The organism is Rossellomorea aquimaris (assembly GCF_020171925.1).
GTDB lineage: Bacteria > Bacillota > Bacilli > Bacillales > Bacillaceae_B > Rossellomorea > Rossellomorea aquimaris_F.
This window is the reverse complement of record NZ_JAIVAR010000006.1, coordinates 94,245-114,516: the sequence shown is the minus strand read 5'-3', so window position 1 is coordinate 114,516 and position 20,272 is coordinate 94,245. Positions and strand designations below refer to the sequence as shown.

The window sequence follows — 20,272 nt, the reverse complement described above, 5'->3', positions numbered from 1 at the left end:
CACTCATTCATTATCGTCGATTTGACGATTGTTTATACTACGGTGAATGGGATTCTCCTGTTAAAAATAAAAGAGGTTGGGACATAACTAAGAGCTCTACAAATAAAGACGAACAAGATCAGTTCCAGTTTTTAATGCCGCTAATGATTTCCGTGCAAGACTTCGCTTTCCGCGGGCGGTAGGTGAGCCTCTAGCCGCTGGAGCTGGACACGTCTCACCTAACTCGCTTTTCCCGCAGGAGTCTTCGTTTTGCACTCCAATCAGCCGCCAGATAGATTTAAAATCTAATCGTAAAGTTATGCAAATAGTTAAAAACCCGAACTGATTTGCCCATTAACAGACAAATTAGTTCGGGTTTTACTATGTCTGAAACACTTTTGTCCCAGCCTCTTTTGGTTATGTTTGTGGAATTGTTTTGACCATCGTCTTATGAGGGATTCCGGCGTCCATGAATTCTTCAGAAACCACGACATATCCCAGTCCTTCGTAAAAGGGGATGGCATAGGTTTGAGCATTTAGCTTGAGGGTCGAGATGGATTGCGTTTTTGCGTACTGCTCGATGGCTTTCATGATTTCTCTCCCGGCACCTTTACCGCGCATATCCCTCAGCACACAGATTCTTTCGATCTTCCCGGTTCCATTCACCAGCCGGAATCGGCCAGCCCCTTTAGGGGAGTCTCCATCATACAAGACGAAGTGCGTCGATTCATCTTCAAATCGATCGATTTCTTCTTCTAGCGGGACGTTTTGTTCATGAACGAACACGTTTTTCCTGATTTCGAATACGTCACTTACCTGTGATTCCGATACTGCCACTTCTACTTTCAAATTCAACTATTCCTTTCCTAACCGGAATGTTTCATAAACAGTCCAGGATCCATTCTCAAGTTGATACAATAGATGGAAGCGGTCAACTGTTTCTTCATGATCGACTCCCAACATGCTCAGTGAACCATAAATATCAGAGTGCTCATCATTTGAAAGTTTTTGTGCAATCGTAATATGCGGGACAAAGGCAAATTCCGGTTCGTCATTCAACGCATCGCTTTTATGCATTTCGTTATGAAGGCCTTCCAGTTCAGCATTGGGCTCAACCTTGAAGTAGATGACATTGTTGACAGGCTGGAACGAACTGACTTTATATGCTTTCAACGTAAAAGGGTCGTATTTGTTTGCAATTGTCCTTAGCTTATCCGCAATTTCTTTAATCTGTTCATCATCAGCCGAGAACACATTTTTTAATGTCAAATGTGGTGGAATCAAAGCATAATGGGGATCATACCGTTTTCGATATGAGTTTGCTAAATCTTGAAGCTTTTTTGATGGGAAAATGACAACACCGTAATTCATTTTCTTCAATCCTCCTCTGTATGGATACTTCAACTTTGAAATCTTTTATTATAGTATAGCAAATTTTTCAAAAATTTAATATAGGGCGAACGGAAGGGAGTGCATTCAATTTTACCACTCATGATTCTCCAGATTAAGATGAAAAAAAATCCTGCGGCGTATGGTCTCTGAACATACGCCGCGAGGATCTATTCGCGGTCAGGGTGGATACCCGCTTAACCAAACATCATTTTCAATGCTCTTTTCAAATCAGGCTGCCAATACTTCCATGTGTGATCACCATCGAACTCTTCATAGAAAGCAGAGTAGTTCTTTTCCGTGAATACTTCATGAAGCTTGCGGTTCGGTGCCAGAAAATCCTTCACACTTCCGTCGGTCGTCTTCACTTCGGTTTCTTCATTGCCGATTACATGATAGATATTCAAAAGATGAGGCTCCTGGAAACGTTCAGCTTCGCCCAGTACTTTATCATCCACGAGGGGAGATTGCAGAATCACTTTTCCAAACGTATTGGGATATTTAAGTGCAGTCATCAGTGATACGGTCGCACCCAATGAGTCCCCGATGAGCGCTCTACCCATTCCCATGTGATAGGTTGGGTATGTCTCGTCCAGGTATGGGACCAGTTCATGGGCGAGAAAACGGATATACGCTCCATTTTGTTCCCCATCAGGATGGTATTTTCGCCTTCTGTCTTGAACGTCTTTATAAGGAACCCCCACAATGATCATATTCTCAATCTCTTTATTATCCAATAATTCATCTGCGAGGCGGGGGATTCTCCCCAGTTGGAAATAATCTTTCCCGTCTTGTGCGATCAATAATGAATATTTATATAGAGGAGAAAACGAGGCAGGCAGATATACCAACATCTTCATCTCCTCATCCAATTCTTTACTGTAGAGGTTTATTTCATTTATCGTGCCTCTATTCACTGTCATACGAACCCCTCCGATTTCTTTCGGTAACGTTTACAAAAAGATTGTATCATATTTGAGCGTCAAATCCCTTATGCAAAGTAAGGCGGGAATATTCTAAAAAGTGTTATAATTTTAGTGTAGACGTTAATGAAGGAAGGGGACCTACCATGCAAAAGCCGATTCATTCAAAAGAAGTCACCAAAGCTGCCATCAATAAACTGACAGAAAGGGGCGTATCGATCGAGGCCATCGCGGAAATCGTATTTGAGATGCAGTTTCCATATCATCGTGAACTGAAAATGGAAGACTGCATCGATAGCGTGAAGAAGGTCTTATTGAAAAGGGAAATTCAGCACGCCATTTTAGTGGGAGTCGAGCTTGATCAGCTTGCCGAGAAAAAAATGCTTTCGGAACCTCTTCAATCAATCGTTGAGACGGATGAAGGCCTGTTCGGGGTCGATGAGACGATCGCACTTGGTGCCGCTCTAGGTTATGGCAGTATAGCTGTCACGACCTTCGGACACTTGGATAAGAATAAAATTGGCATCATCCATGACCTGGACACGAAAAGAGGGAAGGGGGTACATACCTTCCTTGACGATATCGTTGCCAGTATCGCTGCAAATGCTTCCTCAAGGATTGCCCATCGTTTAAGGGACAAGGAGGAGAATATTTCTAGTGAAGATAAAAAGAAATTTGAAGATGAGGAATTAATCGGATAATACGCTGATATATAACAGGGAGACTGAAGGGAGCAACCGATTCTTCAGTCTTTTTGATGTGGACATTCATCTTCATGAGAAGGCTGAAATGGGCCGAAATGAAATCGCTTTATACATTTTGCATACAATCCCATTTCAATGTGGGAGCGAGTATAAGACGGAGTGGAGGCACTTGGTGGTGTTCATCGTGTAGTAAAAAACGTAATTTTTATAAAAGAAATGATAAGATTATGTATCCTGTTTGACAAGAATATTACAGTTTGTGATACAATTGATTACGGGAAAGTAGAAAATTTAATAGGGGGATTAGACTATGAAAAAACGCGGTTTATTCTTAAGCACTGCACTTCTTCTCATCCTATCTGCCGTACTGGCAGCATGTGGAGGCGGAGCAGGTGGTGGAAGCTCCGATGGCGATGAGAAAGTTGACTTCATCGGAATCGCTACAGGTGGAACGGGCGGTACATACTATCCGCTTGGAGGAACGTTCGCAAAGATCATTGAAGATGAAACCGGTATCAAAGCATCGGCTTCAACTTCAGGTGCTTCAGCCGAAAATATGGCTGCCATCAAAGATGGAAAAACAGAAATTGCATTCACACAAACAGATATAGCTTCATATGCATCCGAGGGCTCTCAGATGTTTTCCGATAACAAAGTAGAGAATGCACGTGGAATCGCTACTTTATATCCTGAAACGATTCAAATCGTAACGACGAAGGATTCAGGGATCAAATCGGTTGAAGATTTGAAAGGGAAAGTTGTCTCAGTTGGTGAAGCTGGTTCAGGTACATTGCTGAATGCTGAGCAGATCCTTGAGATCCATGGTATGAAACTTGAAGACTTAGAAGCTCGCAATCTATCATTCGATGATTCCACTACAGGAATCCAGGATGGAACGATCGACGCTGCATTCATCACATCAGGTACACCTACAGGTGCGGTAGAAGGTTTAGCTGCCACTGAGGATATCAGCATCGTCCCTGTTGACTCCGCTAAGATCGCAGAACTTATCGAGAAGTATCCTTACTATGCAGAGGATGAAATCCCTGCCGGCACTTACAGCAAAGTGGATGAGGCTGTTACGACTGTAGCGGTCCGTGCGATGTTAGTGACAAGTGCAGATATCTCGGAAGATGTCATTTACGATGTAACGAAAGCCATCTTCGAAAACACAGATCAAATCACTCATGCCAAAGGTAAATTGATCAAAGCCGAAAACGGCTTGAAGGGCATGGGGATCGAATTGCATCCGGGAGCAAAGAAATACTTTGATGAAAAAGGAATTTCAGCAGAATAATACACCCCGGCAAGAACAAAGGATAGGCCGCTTATCACGGTCTATTCTTTTGTTTTGAATTCATGAAAAAGGGGGCTCTTTATGATAAAGAGACTGGCAATGGGATTTCTCCTCCTTCTTCTTATTCTCTCATCGATCACTTTCATTCCCCTGCATTCGTTCCTCGTGATAGAACCACTGGATGAGGACGGGGAACCTGCTTACATCCCGATTGGGGAGGATGAAACCTTCTCGATCCGATATACACATTCCATCCATCTGTCCGAGGTGGAGGAGTTCTATCGCTTGACATCTTCTGATGAAATTCAACAAACAAAGTTGCTTTACGAGGATACCGCAATCGGCATGCCTTCAGATGCTGAAGGCGAGGAAGTATTCCAAAGGACATCGGATGGGAGGTACCTCATTACGAATATGGACAGGAGGTTCCCATTTATCGATATCCGGATTGGGCAAGTGGTCGCCAACCACCGCCTTGTTTTTCGCGGCGAAACGTACCCGTTAAAGGATTACTTTACAAAAGGGTCTATCGTAAGACTTCAGTTTAAGAAAGTATCACTATTCAGCAAATGGAAAGGAGTGGTTGTTGTTGGAAAAGGATAAAAAATTTGAATCACTCAGTGCAGAACAACAACAAGAATTACTGGAAAAATTCGACCCTGAATCTTCAACGAGGAAGCTGGAACATGGTCTGTTCAAATGGATTATATTCTTTGGTCTTCTGGCATTTTCATTGTTTCAATTAACAGCTAGCATTTTTCAATTCATCCCTAGGCAATTATTACTATCCATTCATTTAGGATTTGCATTATCCTTGGTCTTTCTTTTATTCCCAGCCAGGAAAAAGAATCTGAAATTGAACAAGCTGGCTTGGTATGATATCGTGCTGGCCGCGATATCAATCGGAGTCGGGGCATACTGGCCGATCATGCAGGACGATATCGTAAGCAGGGTCGGGATTATGACAAGCCTTGATTTTTATGTGGGACTTGCCGCGATCCTTCTTGTCTTGGAAGCGACAAGGCGTGCTGTAGGATTGCCGATTACCATCATCTCTTCAGCTTTCCTCCTGTATATGTATTATGGAAGGCAGATGCCGGGATTCCTTGCTCATCGAGGATATGATTTCGATGATATCGTCAAGACGATGTTCTTTACGTCAGAAGGTATACTCGGAACACCTTTGTATGTTTCGGCAACTTTCATTTTCTTATTTCTACTGTTTGGAGCATTCCTTGTGAAAACAGGGGTGGGACAATACTTCAATGACTTAGCTGTATCCATTGCAGGGAAGAGGACGGGAGGACCTGCGAAGGTTGCGATCTTCTCGAGCGCCTTGCAGGGGACGATTAGTGGAAGTTCCGTTGCGAACGTTGTCACATCAGGTTCCTTTACGATCCCGATGATGAAAAAACTGGGTTATCGCAAGGAATTTGCGGGCGGTGTAGAAGCAGCTGCTTCTACAGGTGGTCAGCTTATGCCGCCAATCATGGGGGCTGCAGCTTTCCTGATGGTTGAATTCATCGGGGGGATATCTTACTGGGATATTGCCAAAGCAGCGGCGATACCGGCTGTCCTGTATTTTACAGGCATATGGATCATGACGCATTTTGAAGCAAAACGTCTGGGACTCCGTGGACTTTCTGATGAAGAAATGCCGAACCGGAAAGAAGTTTTCAAGAAAATTTACTTGCTGCTTCCGATCCTAACCGTCATCATATTACTCGTAAGCGGCATGAGTGTCATGAGGGCTGCACTCTGGTCGATTGTGGCTACCATCGTCATCAGTTCGATTCGTAAGGATACAAGAATCGGTTTCAAGGATGCAGTCGATGCATTGGTCGACGGTGCCAGAACCGCTCTTTCCGTAGCCGTTGCAACGGCAGCTGCCGGGATCATTGTCGGTGTTGTAACAAAAACTGGATTGGGACTGACATTAGCCAATGGACTGGTTGACCTGGCGGCAGATTTGACAAATTCCGCTCAAGGTAAACTCCTGTTGACCCTTTTCTTTACGATGATTGCATCCATCGTACTTGGTATGGGTTCACCGACGACTGCGAACTATGTCATCACGTCAACAATCGCTGCGCCTGCCATCATTCTATTGGGTGCGCCTGAGCTTTCTGCACACTTATTTGTGTTTTATTTCGGTATCATTGCAGATATCACGCCTCCGGTTGCTCTTGCTGCATTCGCAGCAGCTGGTGTCTCAGGGGGGGAACCGATACGGACTGGGGTCAATTCGGCTAAATTGGCAATTGCGGCATTCATCATTCCGTATATGTTCGTCCTGTCTCCTGAATTGCTCATGATCGATACAACGATACCGCAATTAATATGGGTGATTTTCACGGCGGTGACCGGGATGATCGCGATCGGTGCTGGAATGATCGGGTACTGGTTCCGCAGATTATATGTGATTGAGAGATTCCTCTCCGTCGGTGCAGGATTGATGCTGATCTATCCGGAGGGTATGAGTGATATCTTTGGATTGATCGCTTTTGGCGTGTTGATCGCCATTCAATTCTTCATCAAGAGGGAAGACAAACTTCAGAAGCAGGCTACTGCATAAAAGAAAAGGATGGCGTCCCGTGACGCCATCCTATTTTTTATCCGGACAGTCATTATCGTTTTGATAACAGTTCATTAAATGATAGTTAAGTAATCATCATCTGTTTTTCTGTAAGGGTTCAATGGGGCGGCGGCCAGTATATTCTCGATTAGAAATATCCGGATTTGCCTTCGCAGGTGACAGTAAGCGGTGATTCTGTCTGAGTGTATCGTTTTCACGATGATCTTCCTGCAGGTGAAGTCCTGCTGTTCAGCCATGTAAATGATCTCAATGGTGGTTTGCTTGTTTAACGAATGAAAGAATAGTTTATGATTCATTATTTATGATCACCTTTCAAGGGAGTATCATCAGTATATGCGAACGTTCGTTCCTGTATACTTTGCATCAATAATTTTCGACAAAATTTTAGAAGAAATCATTGACTTTTCTTCAATCCCCGCTATAATAAAGTATGTAGTTAAGACGATCTGTTAGCTCAGTTGGGAGAGCATCACCTTGACAGGGTGGGGGTCGGGGGTTCAAGTCCCTCACAGGTCATATAAGAAAGCCGTGATTCCAGTGAATCACGGCTTTCTTACTTCTAGAGGATCTTTCATGGATTTAAATGAAAAGCTGTTATAGTGGGGTTCAGCCCAGTTCATTTAGTGAAGTCATAGCTGTTTTTTTATATGTAGGTCGTCTGACTTTAAGGAGTATTCACTTGTTTACTTGCTTATTTTGAAGAATCCTGTTATTCTATAGAAGAATTATTTTTGTCCGGTATACGAGGGAAGAACATGATTTGGTTTTCACCTGATATCGCAAGAATAGTAATACATTGTGTGGCAATCACACACTAGGAGGCATTTTTCATGGAAAATGGTAAAGTAAAATGGTTTAACGCAGAAAAAGGTTTTGGATTCATCGAAGTAGAAGGTGGAGACGACGTATTCGTACACTTCTCAGCGATCCAAGGTGAAGGTTTCAAATCACTTGACGAAGGTCAAGAAGTTTCTTTCGACATCGAACAAGGTGCTCGTGGACCACAAGCAGCTAACGTTGTTAAGAAATAATTGATTTTAAACTTCTCAAACAGGCCCATCATTTGATGGGCCTGTTTTTTTTTTGCAATCATTTTTATTTCTTCAGATCTTTTTTCGTTATTTCACTGCGAATATCTTTTTCCCTAGAAAATTCTGTATCCTGCGCTTTATTGTTGGGATATTTATTTTTTCTCTCTCGATTGTCATTTTTATTGGTCATGATGATCCCTCCACATTGAGTATGAAAAACATTCTTATCTTGCTCATGATAAACAGTAAATATTACGCCTTTAATACACTGAATATTTTTAAAATTATTTCTTTTTCTTCCGCACAACGATAAAATATAGGTATTACGACATTTGGTTTGGAGGAACGATGAATGAAAATGAAGGATTGCAGGGCCCTCGTAACAGGTGGTGCTTCCGGACTTGGCGAAGCGGTGGTCAGGAATATTGTTGGCAAAGGGGGAGGGGCACTCATCATCGATGTCAATGAGAAGAGGGGAAGGGAACTAGATCAAGAGCTAGGGGATCGTGTGAAGTTCCACTATGCTGACGTAGCAAACGAAACGGACGTGGAAAGGGCAGTGAATGATGCCATCGATTCGTTCGGTACCATCAATGCCGTGGTCAATTGTGCGGGTATAGCTCCCCCGGCAAGGGTGGTTTCAAAGGGCGGACCCCATCCGTTGGAACAATTTCGTAAAGTAATCGAAATCAATTTGATTGGTACATTCAATGTCATTCGTTTAGCCGCCGAAAAAATGCAGCTGAACGAGGTGAATGAATTCAGTGAGAAAGGTGTAATCATCAACACGGCATCTGTTGCCGCTTTCGAAGGTCAAATCGGTCAGGCGGCATATAGTGCTTCCAAAGCAGGAGTGGCAGGTATGACACTCCCCATTGCCAGGGAGCTTGCAAGGGATGGGATCAGGGTGATGACAATTGCCCCTGGCTTATTCGATACCCCCATGTTTGAGTCGTTGCCTGAGGAAGCTAGAACATCGCTAGGAAAGAACGTCCCGTTCCCGTCAAGGTTGGGTTCGTCTGCAGAATACGCACAACTGGTAGAAGCAATCATCGAGAATCCGATGCTGAATGGGGAGACAATCAGACTGGATGGTGCCATCCGCATGCAACCAAAGTAAAGAGGATTGAATGGGTAATCATTCATTATGGTTCATAGACCTCGGATGGAAGGGGGAAAAGGAAGTGGATCATCCATATTTAACGAAAGAACATGATATATTTCGAAGTTCTTTAAGGAAGTTCCTGCAGAAAGAGGCGTATCCTCATTATGAGCAATGGGAATCTGACAGGGGAATTCCAAGGTCATTCTGGCAGAAGCTTGGGGAACAAGGCTTTTTATGCCCTGATATTGATGTAGAGTATGGAGGCAGTGGAGCAGATTGGGGGTTCTCTGTGATCATAAACGAAGAACTGGAACGAGTAGGTTCCGGGTTGATCGGAATAGGTCTGCATAATGACATTGTCGTGCCATATATCAATGAATACGGTACAGATGAACAAAAACAAAGATGGCTGCCTTCTTGTGCAACAGGGGAAACGATCACCGCCATCGCGATGACTGAACCAGGGGCTGGCTCGGATTTGGCTGCAATCAAAACCACCGCCCGGTCAGAGGGTGAGCATTATATCCTTGATGGCCAAAAAACATTCATAACGAATGGGATACAATGTGACCTGGTCATCGTAGCCTGTAAGACGGACATTGATGCATCCCCCCCACATAAAGGGATCAGCCTCCTTGCAGTCGAGACGGATACAGTGGGTTTCTCACGGGGAAGGAAGCTTGAGAAGGTCGGTCTTCATTGTCAGGATACAGCAGAATTGTTCTTCCAAGAATGCAAAGTGCCGAAAAGTAATTTGATTGGAGAAGAAGGGAAGGGCTTTCAATACCTGATGAAAAAGCTGCAGCAAGAGCGGCTGGTCGTCGCCATCGCTGCCCAAACATCCTGTGAACGCATGTTTTCGCTCACACTGGATTATATAAAGGGCAGGGAAGCGTTCGGTAAAAGAATTAGTCAATTTCAGCATATACAGTTTAAAATGGCTGAAATGGCAACGGAAATCCAAATGGGAAGGGCGTTTCTTGATGGCTTGATCTCCGAACACATACAAGGAAGGGATATCGTGACAAAGGTATCCATGGCAAAATATAAATTGACTGAGACCTCAAGGAAGGTTGCTGGGGAGTGTATGCAGCTTCACGGGGGATATGGATATATGGAAGAATACGAAATAGCCAGAAGATACCGAGATGTCCCGGTGGCAAGTATATATGCCGGGACCAACGAAATCATGAAGTTGATCATTGCTAAAAACTTGGGGCTCTAAAGGAGGATGGGTATGAGAGAAGTAGTCATAGTTGAAGGGGTAAGGTCTGCGGTCGGAAGGAGAAACGGTGCTCTTAAGAATATGAGGCCAGATGACTTAGCGGCAGAAGTACTTAAGGAATTGGTGACAAGATCGGCAATCGATCCGTATATGATTGATGATGTCATTCTTGGTTGTGTGACTCAATCTGGCGAACAGGCGGGGGATATTGCCAGGGTGTCGGCATTGATTGCCGGCTTCCCGGATGAAGTACCTGGGACAACCATCGACCGCCAATGTGGCTCAAGCCAACAGGCAGTCCACTTTGGTGCTCAAGCAATCCTTGCGGGTGATATGGATGTCGTCATAGCTGGCGGGGTAGAGAGTATGTCCAGAGTGCCAATCGCATCGAATTATCAAGGGGCAGATTTCAGTGAAAAGCTGAAAGAACGACATGAGATCATCCATCAAGGGTTATCGGCAGAGAGGATTGCTGAGAAATATGGCTTAAGCCGTTCACAACTTGACCAGTTCGCGTACGATAGCCATCAAAAAGCGCTGAGGGCACAAGAAGAGAAACGTTTTATCAGAGAAATCCATCCCCTTGAAATCATAGGTGAAGATGGCAACGTATCCATCTTCGCTCAGGACGAAGGACCGAGGAGGGATACGACTGAAGCAGTCCTTAACTCGTTGAAGCCTGCATTCAAGGAAGACGGGATGATCCACGCGGGTAATTCCAGCCAAATCAGTGATGGGGCAAGCGCAATCCTTCTCATGAGTCGTGAAAAGGCAGATGAGCTAAGCCTGAAGCCAAGATTTAAGGTGCATACCCGTGTTGTGACCGGCTCGGATCCTACATTGATGCTGACAGGACCGATCCCTGCAACAAAGAAAGCACTTGAAAAATCTGGACTTTCACTGAATGAAATCGATGTATTCGAGGTTAACGAGGCATTCGCACCGGTTGCCCTCGCATGGTTAAATGAAACAGGAGCGGATCCTTCAAGATTGAATCCAAATGGCGGGGCGATCGCACTTGGACATCCATTGGGGGCAAGTGGGACGCGTATCATGGTGTCGATGATGCACGAACTCGAAAGGACCGGTGGCCGCTACGGGTTACAGACCATGTGCGAGGGTCACGGAATGGCAAACGCCACGATCATTGAAAGACTTTGAAGTAACTGAAAGATGAAAGAACTTCGTCCCAACAACAAAATGGGGGAATGACAGATACTCTGTCGTTCCCCCATTTTTAGGATTGTTTACTCATAATCTTAATAAAATCTTTAATAAAAGCATCATAATCAAGGGAAAGGTAGATATTTGCCTTCGTAAGGTCCTCCTCCCCTTCGATCGGGGCTTCTGATCCGACCCTGAAATTTGCAAGTGACTGACCCCTTGCCGCTCCAATGGATTGCACTGAAACCCTTCTAGTAAGAAATTGTCCCATCCCTGGATTCATTAACAGTGATAATGACACCACATCGTGAAGAGGGGCTCCCTGGATACCAGGAACCAATTTCTTATATGCCTCGTAATAATAGTCATACACTTCATCCAGGATGGAGATGAGCGCGCTTGAGGACTGATCCTGAATGGCTAAAATGTGTTCATGCTTCACAATGGCTTTATTGGTAACGTTCAAGGGTACGGAGTACACGTTATCGATTTCAGACATAACAAAATTACTTGCGATGGGGTCTCCATAGAAATTCGCTTCTGCAGCTTCGGTTACATTTCCTGGGACCAGAAAGGCTCCACCCATGACATAAAATCCTTTTACTTTTTTCTGGAATTCATTGTCAAGGATCATCGCTACTGCAAGTGAGGTGTTCCTTCCCACGTCTACAACGAAGACATCACTGTGTCTTTCTATAACCTTGAAGACTTCCGAAAAGTTGAGGAGCTCGCCTTTGATCGTGTCGGGAGGCCTGATTGGCCCAAGGCCGTCTTCTCCATGTATTTCAGGGTAATAAATGGGTGCCTCACCCGTGCATGACCTTGTGGCCCCCCCTATGATGGGGATTCCCTTTTGATTGGCCAGATCCATCAGATACGCCACATTATTAGTGGCTTGCTTTTTGTCTACGTTTCCATACCCCGAAACGACGCCCACTAAATTGATGTCAGGGTGTAACAAAGCATACATAATGGCGATACTATCATCTATACCTGGATCGCAAAACAGTAGAACGTTCTTCATAGCGTATCCCCTCTGCTCCATTTGTTCAATATATATGTCCCCTTACCCCACTTATGTCTGGGTCGGAAGTTCTAAACCATTAATAGATGGCATTTGATCATTCACAGATGATGATGAGACTAAGGCGCTGGCATGGAGGGGTAAAAGTGGATAATATGCAGGAATGAAGCTGATAATACTTATGACTAAGTATAAGAAAAGTGTCTGCTATAAAACTTTTTTCATGAAATGTAAGCATGAAAATTTATTTCGTATTATAATATATACGGTGAAAAAATGTTTTTTAGCAGTGAAAGGAAGGATATTATGTCTAAACAACAAATTGGTGTTGTTGGAGTAGGAGTAATGGGGAAAAGCCTTGCTCTGAATTTTGAAAGCAGAGGATACTCGGTTGCGATCTATGATGTTACTGAGGAAAAAGTGAATGAAATTCTGAAAGAACATAGTGATAAACAATTTACAGGAACAAGTGACGTTAAAGCATTTGTTCAATCATTGGAAACACCGAGGAAAATAATGATGATGGTACCTGCAGGTGAAATCACGGACAAAGCAATCGAGTCCCTGCTTCCTCACTTGGATAAAGGAGATATTTTGATCGATGGCGGAAATACCTACTTCGAGGACACGGTTCGTCGTAATAAAGCCCTTGAAGAGAAGGGGATCAACTTCATTGGAGCAGGGGTGTCAGGTGGTGAAGAAGGCGCCCTATACGGACCTGCGATCATGCCGAGTGGACAAAAAGAAGCGTACGATTTAATTGAACCATTCCTGACAGCCATCGCAGCAAAAGTAAACGGAGACGCATGCAGTACATATATCGGGCCAGATGGATCGGGCCATTACGTGAAAATGGTACACAACGGAATTGAATATAGTGATATGCAGCTTATCTGTGAAGCGTACTATTTAATGAAGAATGTCTTGGGGATCGAGGCTCAGGAGATGCATGAAATCTTCAAGGAATGGAATGAAGGGGAACTCGATAGCTACCTCATTCAAATCACCGCTGATATCTTTACAAAGGTCGATGAAGAAACGGGTAAACCGCTAGTGGAAATGATCCTTGATACTGCTGGACAGAAAGGTACTGGCAAGTGGACAAGCATCTCAGCATTGGAACTTGGAGTCCCGCTTTCCATCATAACGGAATCGGTTTTCGCCCGCTTTATTTCGGCAATGAAGGAAGAACGGGTGAAAGCAAGTAAAATCCTTAAAGGACCAAAAAACAATGAATTCCAAGGAAATAAAGAAGAATTTATTGAAATGATCCGAAAAGCACTCTATTTAAGCAAAATCTGTTCTTACGCTCAAGGGTTCGCCCAATTGCAATCGGCATCAAAGGAATACAACTGGAATCTGAAGCCTGGCGAGATCGCTATGATCTTCAGGGGTGGATGCATCATCCGTGCTGGTTTCCTACAAGAAATCAAGAAAGCGTATGATCGTGATGCAGAACTAACAAATTTACTTCTCGATCCTTACTTCAAAGAAATTGTTGAGAACTATCAGGATGAAGCACGTGAAGTCGTAGCAACTGCGATCAAGCTTGGAATCCCGGTTCCGGGGCTTGCAAGTGCGCTTGCCTATTATGATAGCTACCGTACAGAATCACTGCCTGCAAACCTCCTTCAGGCGCAGCGCGACTACTTCGGTGCCCACACGTATCAGCGTAAAGATAAAGAGGGGACATTCCATACCGATTGGTTAAATAAATAATCGGATATAAAAATAGCCCTGGACCGCGAAAACACGGCCCAGGGCTTTTATATATGCTCGAACAAGTTTACTCTTCGCTGGAAGAATCATCTTTAGTATGATGATTCTCTTCTTCTTCTCGCTGTTCCTTCTTTAAATCCTCCAAAGGGATGGCGTCGACGTGTTGTTCTTCTTCATGCATATCCATAATTCCTTTAGTGTCATTGTTTATCTGCTCTGGTTGGTCGTTTGTACGATCGTTCATTCGTTCCAGCTCCTTTTTAAAAAAATTAGAGGATTTAAATAAACAAGCTGACCTATTTTTTTCTTCATCGCAGTTATTTGAGGGGGATGGTAGACTGTACCCTGTTAGAGTAAGAAAAAACATAAAAAAAGAACAAACCCACAGAAGGGCTTGTTCTCTATTCTTATATTTTGATATCGATTTTTGCATTCTTTTTCAGTTCTTCTACATGCTTCACTAGTTGTTCCTGTTTCTTTTGCTGTTCTAGTTGGGTCTTGATCTGAGGTTTGACTTCTTCAAACTTAGGAGCTTTCTGGTCATCTCCCTGTTGACCGGCATATTGATCGTAGACTTTCTTCATTTCGTCTTCTGTTACTTCGTCTACTTTTATTTCCTTTTCAACATAGTTCGTATATTTGATGTTTTCGGCGACTTGTTTCTTTAACTCTTCCATTGTAAATCCTGCTTCTTTCATCGCCTTTTCGAATTCTTTCTCGGTCTTATATTGTTTCTTCACCTGATCCAACTGTTTGTTGATTTCTTCATCAGTGGCTTTGTATCCTTTTTCATCTGCTTGTTGCATGAGCAATGTTTGTCCGACAAGGCTATCAATTGTTTGTTTCTTGATTTGTTCGGCAGCCTTTTTACTTGTAGGGTCTTGTCCCATTTGCTGGAACTGCATTTGGGAAGAAGAAAGGATGCTATTGTAATCTTCACCTTTCAGCTTCTCATCATTTACGATCGCTACAACTTTATCTTTCTCAACTTTTTGCTTATCCATCTTTTTTTGCATTTCTTCCATTTGTTTCGCTTGTTCTTTTTGGTCAGCCTTTTGTTCAGTATTTGATTTATCGTCAGCCTGTTTTTTGGCTTCTTCTCCGTTTCCGCATGCAACCAGAGCAATGGCCATGATTGTAATCAGTAGAGCACTCATGAATTTTTTCATATTTTTTGTCTCCTTTCAAAGAGGTGATGTAAATAATCACTTAATGCGCATTCTATATGATTCTCATGAAAAAATAAACCTTTTTGGCTGATTTAATCACTTTGTAACAGCTCTGAAATACACCAATTTCTCGCCGGGTGTCTGGAAGGAACAGGTTCTGTATGGAAAAAACTAGTTCTTCAGACAAAAAAAGAGGCTGCTTACAACGGATCGACCGTGTAAGCAGCCCGTCAATATATTGGGGACCAAAGAATACTGTCAAACAACCTTCTAAATGGATTATAAGTTGTTTCAGGTGGGAGCTCAATCCATGAATAACCTTAGGAAGGCCAATAATCAATGCTCTATGGTCCTGATTCAAAGATGTTCTTTCATTTTTGTTGAAAAAAATAATTATAGGAATATTTTATGATAGAGAGGATCGATTGCCCGCTTAATCCATTGATTCATGCACGTATGGAAGAGGGTATAAATAGAAACCATTGATTTATTTCGCCTATTGAAAAAAACATCGAACTCGATTATTATGGATGAGAGCACAATGTATTGTGTCTATTGATAATAAAATAACTATATATTGATTCAGTTCATGATAATCTGTAAATGCGGTGTCTAGTAAGACTTAATAGGGAATCTGGTGGAAATCCAGAACTGTCCCCGCAACTGTATGTGACGACGAAATAAGGATTTGCCACTATCTGTTAGAAGATGGGAAGGCCTTAAAGTAGGATGAAGCACAAGTCAGGAGACCTGCCGTATTTATCACGTATGATCTTCTTCGGGAATTGGGGGGATAATACGAGGTTTGAAATAATAGATAGCCTAACTGTCTGTTAAATCATTTCATCGTATTTTCTATAAGCCCATCCTTAAAGGATGGGCTTTTTGTATCCTTTTCCTAAAGTCTTACGGTTGGATTGCATCAATACGGGAGGAATGAAAGAATGATTGAAATCACTAGGATTGAAAAAGAGGCATCAACCATTTCGGGGGATTTGATAAAAAGTCTGAGAGCTCACTTTCCTGAATTATACATGGACGAATTCGAGGAAAAAGTAGAGAGCTTAATCATGGTCAAAAAAGATTACACGGAAGAATATCTGATTGGACAAATGGTTTTAGCAGCCATTGAGAGAGTTTCTGCTGCAGAACCGGAGTGGACTTACGCAGCAGCATTTCTGCATCTCCAACAGCTTTACAGGTCGTCCAGTCGCTCCAGAGCAGGAGTAAAGCCATACACCTCATTTTACGAGTGCATTCGTGACCTTGTACATATGAATCTGTATGATCCTCAGTTATTGAATTGTTATTCGGAACAAGAAATCCGGCAGCTCGAAGCGATGATCGATCCCTCAAATGATAGGCTTTTCACTTATATCGGGATCCGGACGCTATCGGACAGATATTTGACGAAGACTCACGACGGCAAGTGTTTCGAACTTCCTCAGGAACGATTCATGATCATTGCGATGACGTTGATGATGAACGAAGAACGGGATAAAAGGCTATCATTGATAGAAGAGGCTTATTGGGCCCTTTCCAATCTTTACATGACCGTTGCAACACCGACCCTTGCCAATGCGGGGAAGAGTTATGGACAGCTTTCAAGCTGCTTCATCGATACGGTGGGTGATGATTTAAGAAGTATATTTGACAGCAACACGGATGTTTCCACGTTAAGCAAAAATGGCGGGGGAATCGGCATCTATCTTGGGAAGGTCAGGAGCAGGGGAAGTGACATCAAAGGCTTCAAGGGAGTCGGTTCCGGCGTGATTCCATGGATGAAGCAGTTGAATAATACGGCTGTCTCAGTCGATCAGCTGGGTCAGCGTCAAGGAGCCATCGCTGTGTATTTAGACGTTTGGCATAAGGATATCCAATCATTCTTGGATGTGCGGTTGAACAATGGGGACGAGCGTCATCGCACCCATGATTTGTTCACGGGCGTATGCGTTCCCGATCTTTTCATGGAGGCTGTTGATGAGAGAGGGGACTGGCATCTGTTCGACCCCCATGAAGTCAGAAATGTGATGGGCTATTCACTGGAAGATTTTTATGATGAACATGAAGGGGATGGATCATTCAGGGCGCGATACAGGGAGTGTGTGCAGAATGTAGATCTAACCAGGAAGACGGTCCCAGCCATCGATATCTTTAAAAGAATCATGATTTCGCAATTGGAAACCGGTACACCGTTCATGTTCTACAGGGATACGGTCAATCGCCATAATCCCAATTCGCACAAGGGGATGATCTATTGCAGCAATCTTTGTACCGAAATCGCCCAGAATATGAGCCCAACCTATCTAGAAGATGAATCCATCGTTGATGGGAAAATCATCTCAACGAAACAACCCGGTGATTTTGTCGTGTGTAATCTTGCTTCCTTATCCTTGGCGAAGGCCATCGGGCACAATGTGTTACCAAGATTGGTGAAGATTGCTGTCCGGTTATTGGATAATGTCATTGAACTTAATAAGATTCCTGTCCTTCAGGCTGAATTGACAAATAAGCGCTATAGGGGGATCGGACTCGGTACTTTCGGGTGGCACCATCTGCTCGCCTTGAAAGGGTTGCGATGGGAAAGTGATGAATCGGTGGAGTACTGCGATGCCCTATATGAAGAAATTGCATACCATGCCATTGAAGCGAGTCATTCACTTGCGAAGGAGAAAGGCGCATATCCATATTTCAAAGGCTCTGATTGGGAGAACGGTAACTTCTTCTCGAGTAGGGGATACGAAGGTGGACGGTGGGATGGGTTAAGGAAAGAAGTGGCTCAGTCAGGTATACGGAACGGTTATCTGATGGCGGTTGCTCCAAACTCATCTACTTCTCTTATTGCAGGTTCCACTGCAAGCATAGATCCCGTATTCCGTCATTTCTATTCCGAAGAAAAGAAGGATTATAAAATTCCGGTCACTGCACCGGATCTCTCTGATGCCACACGCTGGTATTACAAAACAGCGTATCATCTCGATCAGCATTGGAGCATCAGACAAAACAGTAGAAGGCAAAAACATATCGACCAGGGAATCTCGTTCAATTTCTATGTAAGAAATGATATCAGGGCCAAGGAGTTATTGGATCTGCATCTTGACGCTTGGAAATCCGGGTTGAAAACTACCTATTATGTCAGGTCCACTTCCGATACCGTAATAGACGAATGCGAAAGCTGTCATAGCTAAAGGGGGGGAAAGAGCAATGTCTACTTTACACAAAAGAGAGCTGCTGGATGCTTCAGCCCCGAATCAATCCACTTCCATCATCAACGGAAAGAGTTCAAATGTGTTGAATTGGGATGATGTGAGGTTTCCATGGGCGTACCCGAAGTACAAAAGAATGTTGGGAAACTTCTGGACTCCGTTTGAAATCAATATGTCTAAGGACATCAATCAATTTGAGTCACTTTCCCCGAAAGAACAAGATACGTTCCTGAAGACTATCGGATTATTGGCACTTCTTGATAGTGTCCAGACAGACTATGCCGGAAAAGTGGCGGACTACTTGACTGATTCAAGCTTGAATGCGTTGATGATCATCCTTGCACAGCAGGAAGTGATTCATAACCATTCATACAGCTATGTTCTCTCAAGTATCGTCCCTAAACAGAAACAGGACGAAGTGTTTAATTACTGGAAGACAGAACCAATCCTGCAAAAACGCAATGATTTCGTGGTAAAAGGTTACCAGGACTTTGCGGAAACACCGACGGTCGAAAATCTACTGAAATCCATTATTTACGATGTCATTTTGGAAGGATTATTTTTTTACAGCGGATTTGCTTTCTTCTATAACCTTGCACGAAATCAAAAAATGGTGGCCACCAGCACGATGATCAATTATATCAACAGGGATGAGCAGCTCCATGTCGGCTTGTTCGAGAAGATATTCAAAGAAATACTGACGGAATACCCTGATTGTAACACCGAAGAGCTTATGGAATTTGGACAACGGACATTCATGGAGGCGGCAGGCTTGGAAATCGAGTGGGCGAAGGAAATCATCGGGGATGATATTGAAGGGCTGTTGATGAATGAAGTGGAGTCTTATATTAAATTCATGGCAAACAAGAGATCGAAACAGCTCGGGTTCCAGCCGCCATTTGATGGTCATCAGCATAACCCATTGAAATGGATCATCGCCTACCAGGAGGTCGACTTGGGAAAGACCGATTTCTTCGAGCAGAAATCGAGACAATACACAAAAACGACAGATGCCAATGGATTTGACGACTTATAAAATGAATACTCTCTTTCTACTTTACTATTAATAATAATGGATCATTCTTGCATTGAAAAAGGTGTGATTAGTGATGGAGTGTAGACTTTCTTGATTAATGGTTAAAAAATGCTCCTTTGTTCGTTGATTGGAGCGGAAGTGCGCGGAAAGCGGGCACCTGGCGTGCAAATCAACCACTATTCCCCGGTTCACAAGAGCAGTTTTTACGAAAATAGCCCTTTGAGAAATCTTCTCCGAATTCTTGATATTCGGTTTATTATTACCTCTTTCGGGAATATAGAAACTAACGTTAAGAGAGGAGAGATTTTACAAATGGCTAATTCTTCTACAGACAAAATGGAACATAAGGTAGACGACACATTATCACGTATGTCTCAGGACAAGAAAGAAGAAATCATGTCAAACTTCGATCACTTCAAGGAATACTTAGGAAATAAAGTCTCACTAGCGGATAAACTCGGTATGAACGAAGAACAACAGGCAAAGGCAGCACAAAAAGTAGGGGATTACCTAGCAGCACATGAAGAACCAAAGAATAGGGAAGAAAAATTATTGTATGAATTATGGAAAGCAGGCAACGAAGATGAACAGCACATGCTTTCACACATGCTCGTAAAGCTCGTCCATTCAGAGTCATAAAGACATACGAAAGGCGCCTCACACACAGAGGCGCCTTTGTGCTTTTTAAGCACTTGGTATACTAAG

General features: G+C 43.3%; 20 protein-coding genes, 1 tRNA gene and 1 riboswitch. Of the genes, 13 read left to right on the top strand and 8 right to left on the bottom strand.

Annotation, left to right across the window (positions count from 1 at the left end; genetic code table 11):
• Nucleotides 1-396 precede the first annotated feature (396 nt).
• From LCM10_RS17105 to LCM10_RS17095, 3 genes are all read right to left on the bottom strand, one after another.
• The gene (locus LCM10_RS17105; RefSeq protein ID WP_224877575.1) at nt 397-828 is read right to left on the bottom strand and encodes a GNAT family N-acetyltransferase; all 432 of its coding nucleotides are present in this window, start codon (nt 826-828) and stop codon (nt 397-399) included.
• A 6-nt stretch (nt 829-834) separates the two neighbouring features.
• Nucleotides 835-1,350 (bottom strand): YjcG family protein, encoded by a 516-nt coding sequence (locus LCM10_RS17100; RefSeq protein WP_224877498.1) that lies wholly within the window; start codon nt 1,348-1,350, stop codon nt 835-837.
• Between the two features lie 215 nt (nt 1,351-1,565).
• On the bottom strand, nt 1,566-2,291 hold the full coding sequence (locus LCM10_RS17095; RefSeq protein ID WP_224877497.1) for an alpha/beta hydrolase: 726 nt from the start codon (nt 2,289-2,291) through the stop codon (nt 1,566-1,568).
• Between the two features lie 146 nt (nt 2,292-2,437).
• Here LCM10_RS17095 and LCM10_RS17090 point away from each other — a divergent pair, with 146 nt between their 5' ends.
• The 4 genes from LCM10_RS17090 (at nt 2,438) to LCM10_RS17075 (ending at nt 6,867) form a co-directional block, all read left to right on the top strand.
• Nucleotides 2,438-2,992 (top strand): phosphatidylglycerophosphatase A, encoded by a 555-nt coding sequence (locus LCM10_RS17090; protein ID WP_224877496.1) that lies wholly within the window; start codon nt 2,438-2,440, stop codon nt 2,990-2,992.
• A gap of 313 nt (nt 2,993-3,305) precedes the next feature.
• Complete coding sequence (locus LCM10_RS17085) at nt 3,306-4,292, top strand: TAXI family TRAP transporter solute-binding subunit (RefSeq protein ID WP_224877495.1); 987 nt, start codon at nt 3,306-3,308, stop codon at nt 4,290-4,292.
• An 81-nt stretch (nt 4,293-4,373) separates the two neighbouring features.
• Nucleotides 4,374-4,895, top strand: a complete 522-nt coding sequence (locus LCM10_RS17080; protein ID WP_224877494.1) for a DUF1850 domain-containing protein — start codon at nt 4,374-4,376, stop codon at nt 4,893-4,895.
• Entirely contained in the window at nt 4,882-6,867 is a 1,986-nt protein-coding gene (locus LCM10_RS17075) for a TRAP transporter permease (protein ID WP_224877493.1), read from the top strand. Before LCM10_RS17080 ends, LCM10_RS17075 begins: the two co-directional genes overlap by 14 nt.
• A 74-nt stretch (nt 6,868-6,941) precedes the next feature.
• On the opposite strand, the gene LCM10_RS17070 is transcribed toward LCM10_RS17075, so the two are convergent.
• Complete coding sequence (locus tag LCM10_RS17070) at nt 6,942-7,184, bottom strand: hypothetical protein (protein ID WP_224877492.1); 243 nt, start codon at nt 7,182-7,184, stop codon at nt 6,942-6,944.
• Between the two features lie 147 nt (nt 7,185-7,331).
• On the opposite strand from LCM10_RS17070, the gene LCM10_RS17065 reads away from it, so the two are divergent.
• Nucleotides 7,332-7,404, top strand: a tRNA-Val gene (locus LCM10_RS17065).
• A 314-nt stretch (nt 7,405-7,718) separates the two neighbouring features.
• A complete protein-coding gene (gene cspD, locus LCM10_RS17060; protein WP_032089110.1) occupies nt 7,719-7,919 on the top strand; it encodes a cold-shock protein CspD in 201 nt (66 codons plus the stop codon).
• A 64-nt stretch (nt 7,920-7,983) separates the two neighbouring features.
• Here cspD and LCM10_RS20695 read toward each other — a convergent pair whose 3' ends face one another.
• On the bottom strand, nt 7,984-8,109 hold the full coding sequence (locus LCM10_RS20695; protein ID WP_263621546.1) for a hypothetical protein: 126 nt from the start codon (nt 8,107-8,109) through the stop codon (nt 7,984-7,986).
• Between the two features lie 162 nt (nt 8,110-8,271).
• Between LCM10_RS20695 and LCM10_RS17055 the strand changes: the two genes are divergently transcribed.
• The 3 genes from LCM10_RS17055 (at nt 8,272) to LCM10_RS17045 (ending at nt 11,410) form a co-directional block, all read left to right on the top strand.
• Nucleotides 8,272-9,039, top strand: a complete 768-nt coding sequence (locus tag LCM10_RS17055; protein WP_224877491.1) for a 3-hydroxyacyl-CoA dehydrogenase — start codon at nt 8,272-8,274, stop codon at nt 9,037-9,039.
• Nucleotides 9,040-9,103: 64 nt separating this feature from the next.
• Nucleotides 9,104-10,249, top strand: coding sequence for an acyl-CoA dehydrogenase family protein (locus LCM10_RS17050; RefSeq protein ID WP_224877574.1), 1,146 nt, complete (start codon nt 9,104-9,106; stop codon nt 10,247-10,249).
• A gap of 12 nt (nt 10,250-10,261) precedes the next feature.
• Complete coding sequence (locus LCM10_RS17045; protein WP_224877490.1) at nt 10,262-11,410, top strand: thiolase family protein; 1,149 nt, start codon at nt 10,262-10,264, stop codon at nt 11,408-11,410.
• 76 nt (nt 11,411-11,486) lie between these two features.
• Here LCM10_RS17045 and LCM10_RS17040 read toward each other — a convergent pair whose 3' ends face one another.
• The gene (locus LCM10_RS17040) at nt 11,487-12,437 is read right to left on the bottom strand and encodes a nucleoside hydrolase (RefSeq protein WP_224877489.1); all 951 of its coding nucleotides are present in this window, start codon (nt 12,435-12,437) and stop codon (nt 11,487-11,489) included.
• 306 nt (nt 12,438-12,743) lie between these two features.
• On the opposite strand from LCM10_RS17040, the gene gndA reads away from it, so the two are divergent.
• Complete coding sequence (gene gndA / locus LCM10_RS17035) at nt 12,744-14,156, top strand: NADP-dependent phosphogluconate dehydrogenase (protein WP_224877488.1); 1,413 nt, start codon at nt 12,744-12,746, stop codon at nt 14,154-14,156.
• Nucleotides 14,157-14,223: 67 nt separating this feature from the next.
• Here gndA and LCM10_RS17030 read toward each other — a convergent pair whose 3' ends face one another.
• Nucleotides 14,224-14,400, bottom strand: a complete 177-nt coding sequence (locus LCM10_RS17030) for a hypothetical protein (RefSeq protein ID WP_224877487.1) — start codon at nt 14,398-14,400, stop codon at nt 14,224-14,226.
• A gap of 163 nt (nt 14,401-14,563) precedes the next feature.
• A complete protein-coding gene (locus LCM10_RS17025; protein WP_224877486.1) occupies nt 14,564-15,325 on the bottom strand; it encodes a SurA N-terminal domain-containing protein in 762 nt (253 codons plus the stop codon).
• A 589-nt stretch (nt 15,326-15,914) separates the two neighbouring features.
• Nucleotides 15,915-16,098, top strand: a riboswitch (cobalamin riboswitch).
• A 171-nt stretch (nt 16,099-16,269) separates the two neighbouring features.
• On the opposite strand from LCM10_RS17025, the gene LCM10_RS17020 reads away from it, so the two are divergent.
• The 3 genes from LCM10_RS17020 (at nt 16,270) to LCM10_RS17010 (ending at nt 20,206) form a co-directional block, all read left to right on the top strand.
• Nucleotides 16,270-18,513 (top strand): ribonucleoside-diphosphate reductase subunit alpha, encoded by a 2,244-nt coding sequence (locus LCM10_RS17020; protein ID WP_224877485.1) that lies wholly within the window; start codon nt 16,270-16,272, stop codon nt 18,511-18,513.
• 16 nt (nt 18,514-18,529) lie between these two features.
• Nucleotides 18,530-19,567 carry a ribonucleotide-diphosphate reductase subunit beta gene (locus tag LCM10_RS17015; RefSeq protein ID WP_224877484.1) on the top strand — a complete coding sequence of 346 codons (1,038 nt, stop codon included), beginning with the start codon at nt 18,530-18,532 and terminating at the stop codon, nt 19,565-19,567.
• Between the two features lie 312 nt (nt 19,568-19,879).
• The gene (locus tag LCM10_RS17010; RefSeq protein ID WP_224877483.1) at nt 19,880-20,206 is read left to right on the top strand and encodes a DUF3243 domain-containing protein; all 327 of its coding nucleotides are present in this window, start codon (nt 19,880-19,882) and stop codon (nt 20,204-20,206) included.
• Nucleotides 20,207-20,272 lie beyond the last annotated feature (66 nt).

Bases quoted from the DNA above. Each gene is read 5' to 3' on its own strand.
- LCM10_RS17025 (WP_224877486.1), bottom strand. From the start codon at position 15,325: ATGAAAAAATTCATGAGTGCTCTACTGATTACAATCATGGCCATTGCT.
- gndA (WP_224877488.1), top strand. From the start codon at position 12,744: ATGTCTAAACAACAAATTGGTGTTGTTGGAGTAGGAGTAATGGGGAAA.
- LCM10_RS17090 (WP_224877496.1), top strand. From the start codon at position 2,438: ATGCAAAAGCCGATTCATTCAAAAGAAGTCACCAAAGCTGCCATCAAT.
- LCM10_RS17020 (WP_224877485.1), top strand. From the start codon at position 16,270: ATGATTGAAATCACTAGGATTGAAAAAGAGGCATCAACCATTTCGGGG.
- LCM10_RS17080 (WP_224877494.1), top strand. From the start codon at position 4,374: ATGATAAAGAGACTGGCAATGGGATTTCTCCTCCTTCTTCTTATTCTC.
- LCM10_RS17085 (WP_224877495.1), top strand. From the start codon at position 3,306: ATGAAAAAACGCGGTTTATTCTTAAGCACTGCACTTCTTCTCATCCTA.
- LCM10_RS20695 (WP_263621546.1), bottom strand. From the start codon at position 8,109: ATGACCAATAAAAATGACAATCGAGAGAGAAAAAATAAATATCCCAAC.
- LCM10_RS17045 (WP_224877490.1), top strand. From the start codon at position 10,262: ATGAGAGAAGTAGTCATAGTTGAAGGGGTAAGGTCTGCGGTCGGAAGG.
- LCM10_RS17070 (WP_224877492.1), bottom strand. From the start codon at position 7,184: ATGAATCATAAACTATTCTTTCATTCGTTAAACAAGCAAACCACCATT.
- cspD (WP_032089110.1), top strand. From the start codon at position 7,719: ATGGAAAATGGTAAAGTAAAATGGTTTAACGCAGAAAAAGGTTTTGGA.
- LCM10_RS17010 (WP_224877483.1), top strand. From the start codon at position 19,880: ATGGCTAATTCTTCTACAGACAAAATGGAACATAAGGTAGACGACACA.
- LCM10_RS17055 (WP_224877491.1), top strand. From the start codon at position 8,272: ATGAAAATGAAGGATTGCAGGGCCCTCGTAACAGGTGGTGCTTCCGGA.
- LCM10_RS17040 (WP_224877489.1), bottom strand. From the start codon at position 12,437: ATGAAGAACGTTCTACTGTTTTGCGATCCAGGTATAGATGATAGTATC.
- LCM10_RS17095 (WP_224877497.1), bottom strand. From the start codon at position 2,291: ATGACAGTGAATAGAGGCACGATAAATGAAATAAACCTCTACAGTAAA.
- LCM10_RS17015 (WP_224877484.1), top strand. From the start codon at position 18,530: ATGTCTACTTTACACAAAAGAGAGCTGCTGGATGCTTCAGCCCCGAAT.
- LCM10_RS17100 (WP_224877498.1), bottom strand. From the start codon at position 1,350: ATGAATTACGGTGTTGTCATTTTCCCATCAAAAAAGCTTCAAGATTTA.
- LCM10_RS17030 (WP_224877487.1), bottom strand. From the start codon at position 14,400: ATGAACGATCGTACAAACGACCAACCAGAGCAGATAAACAATGACACT.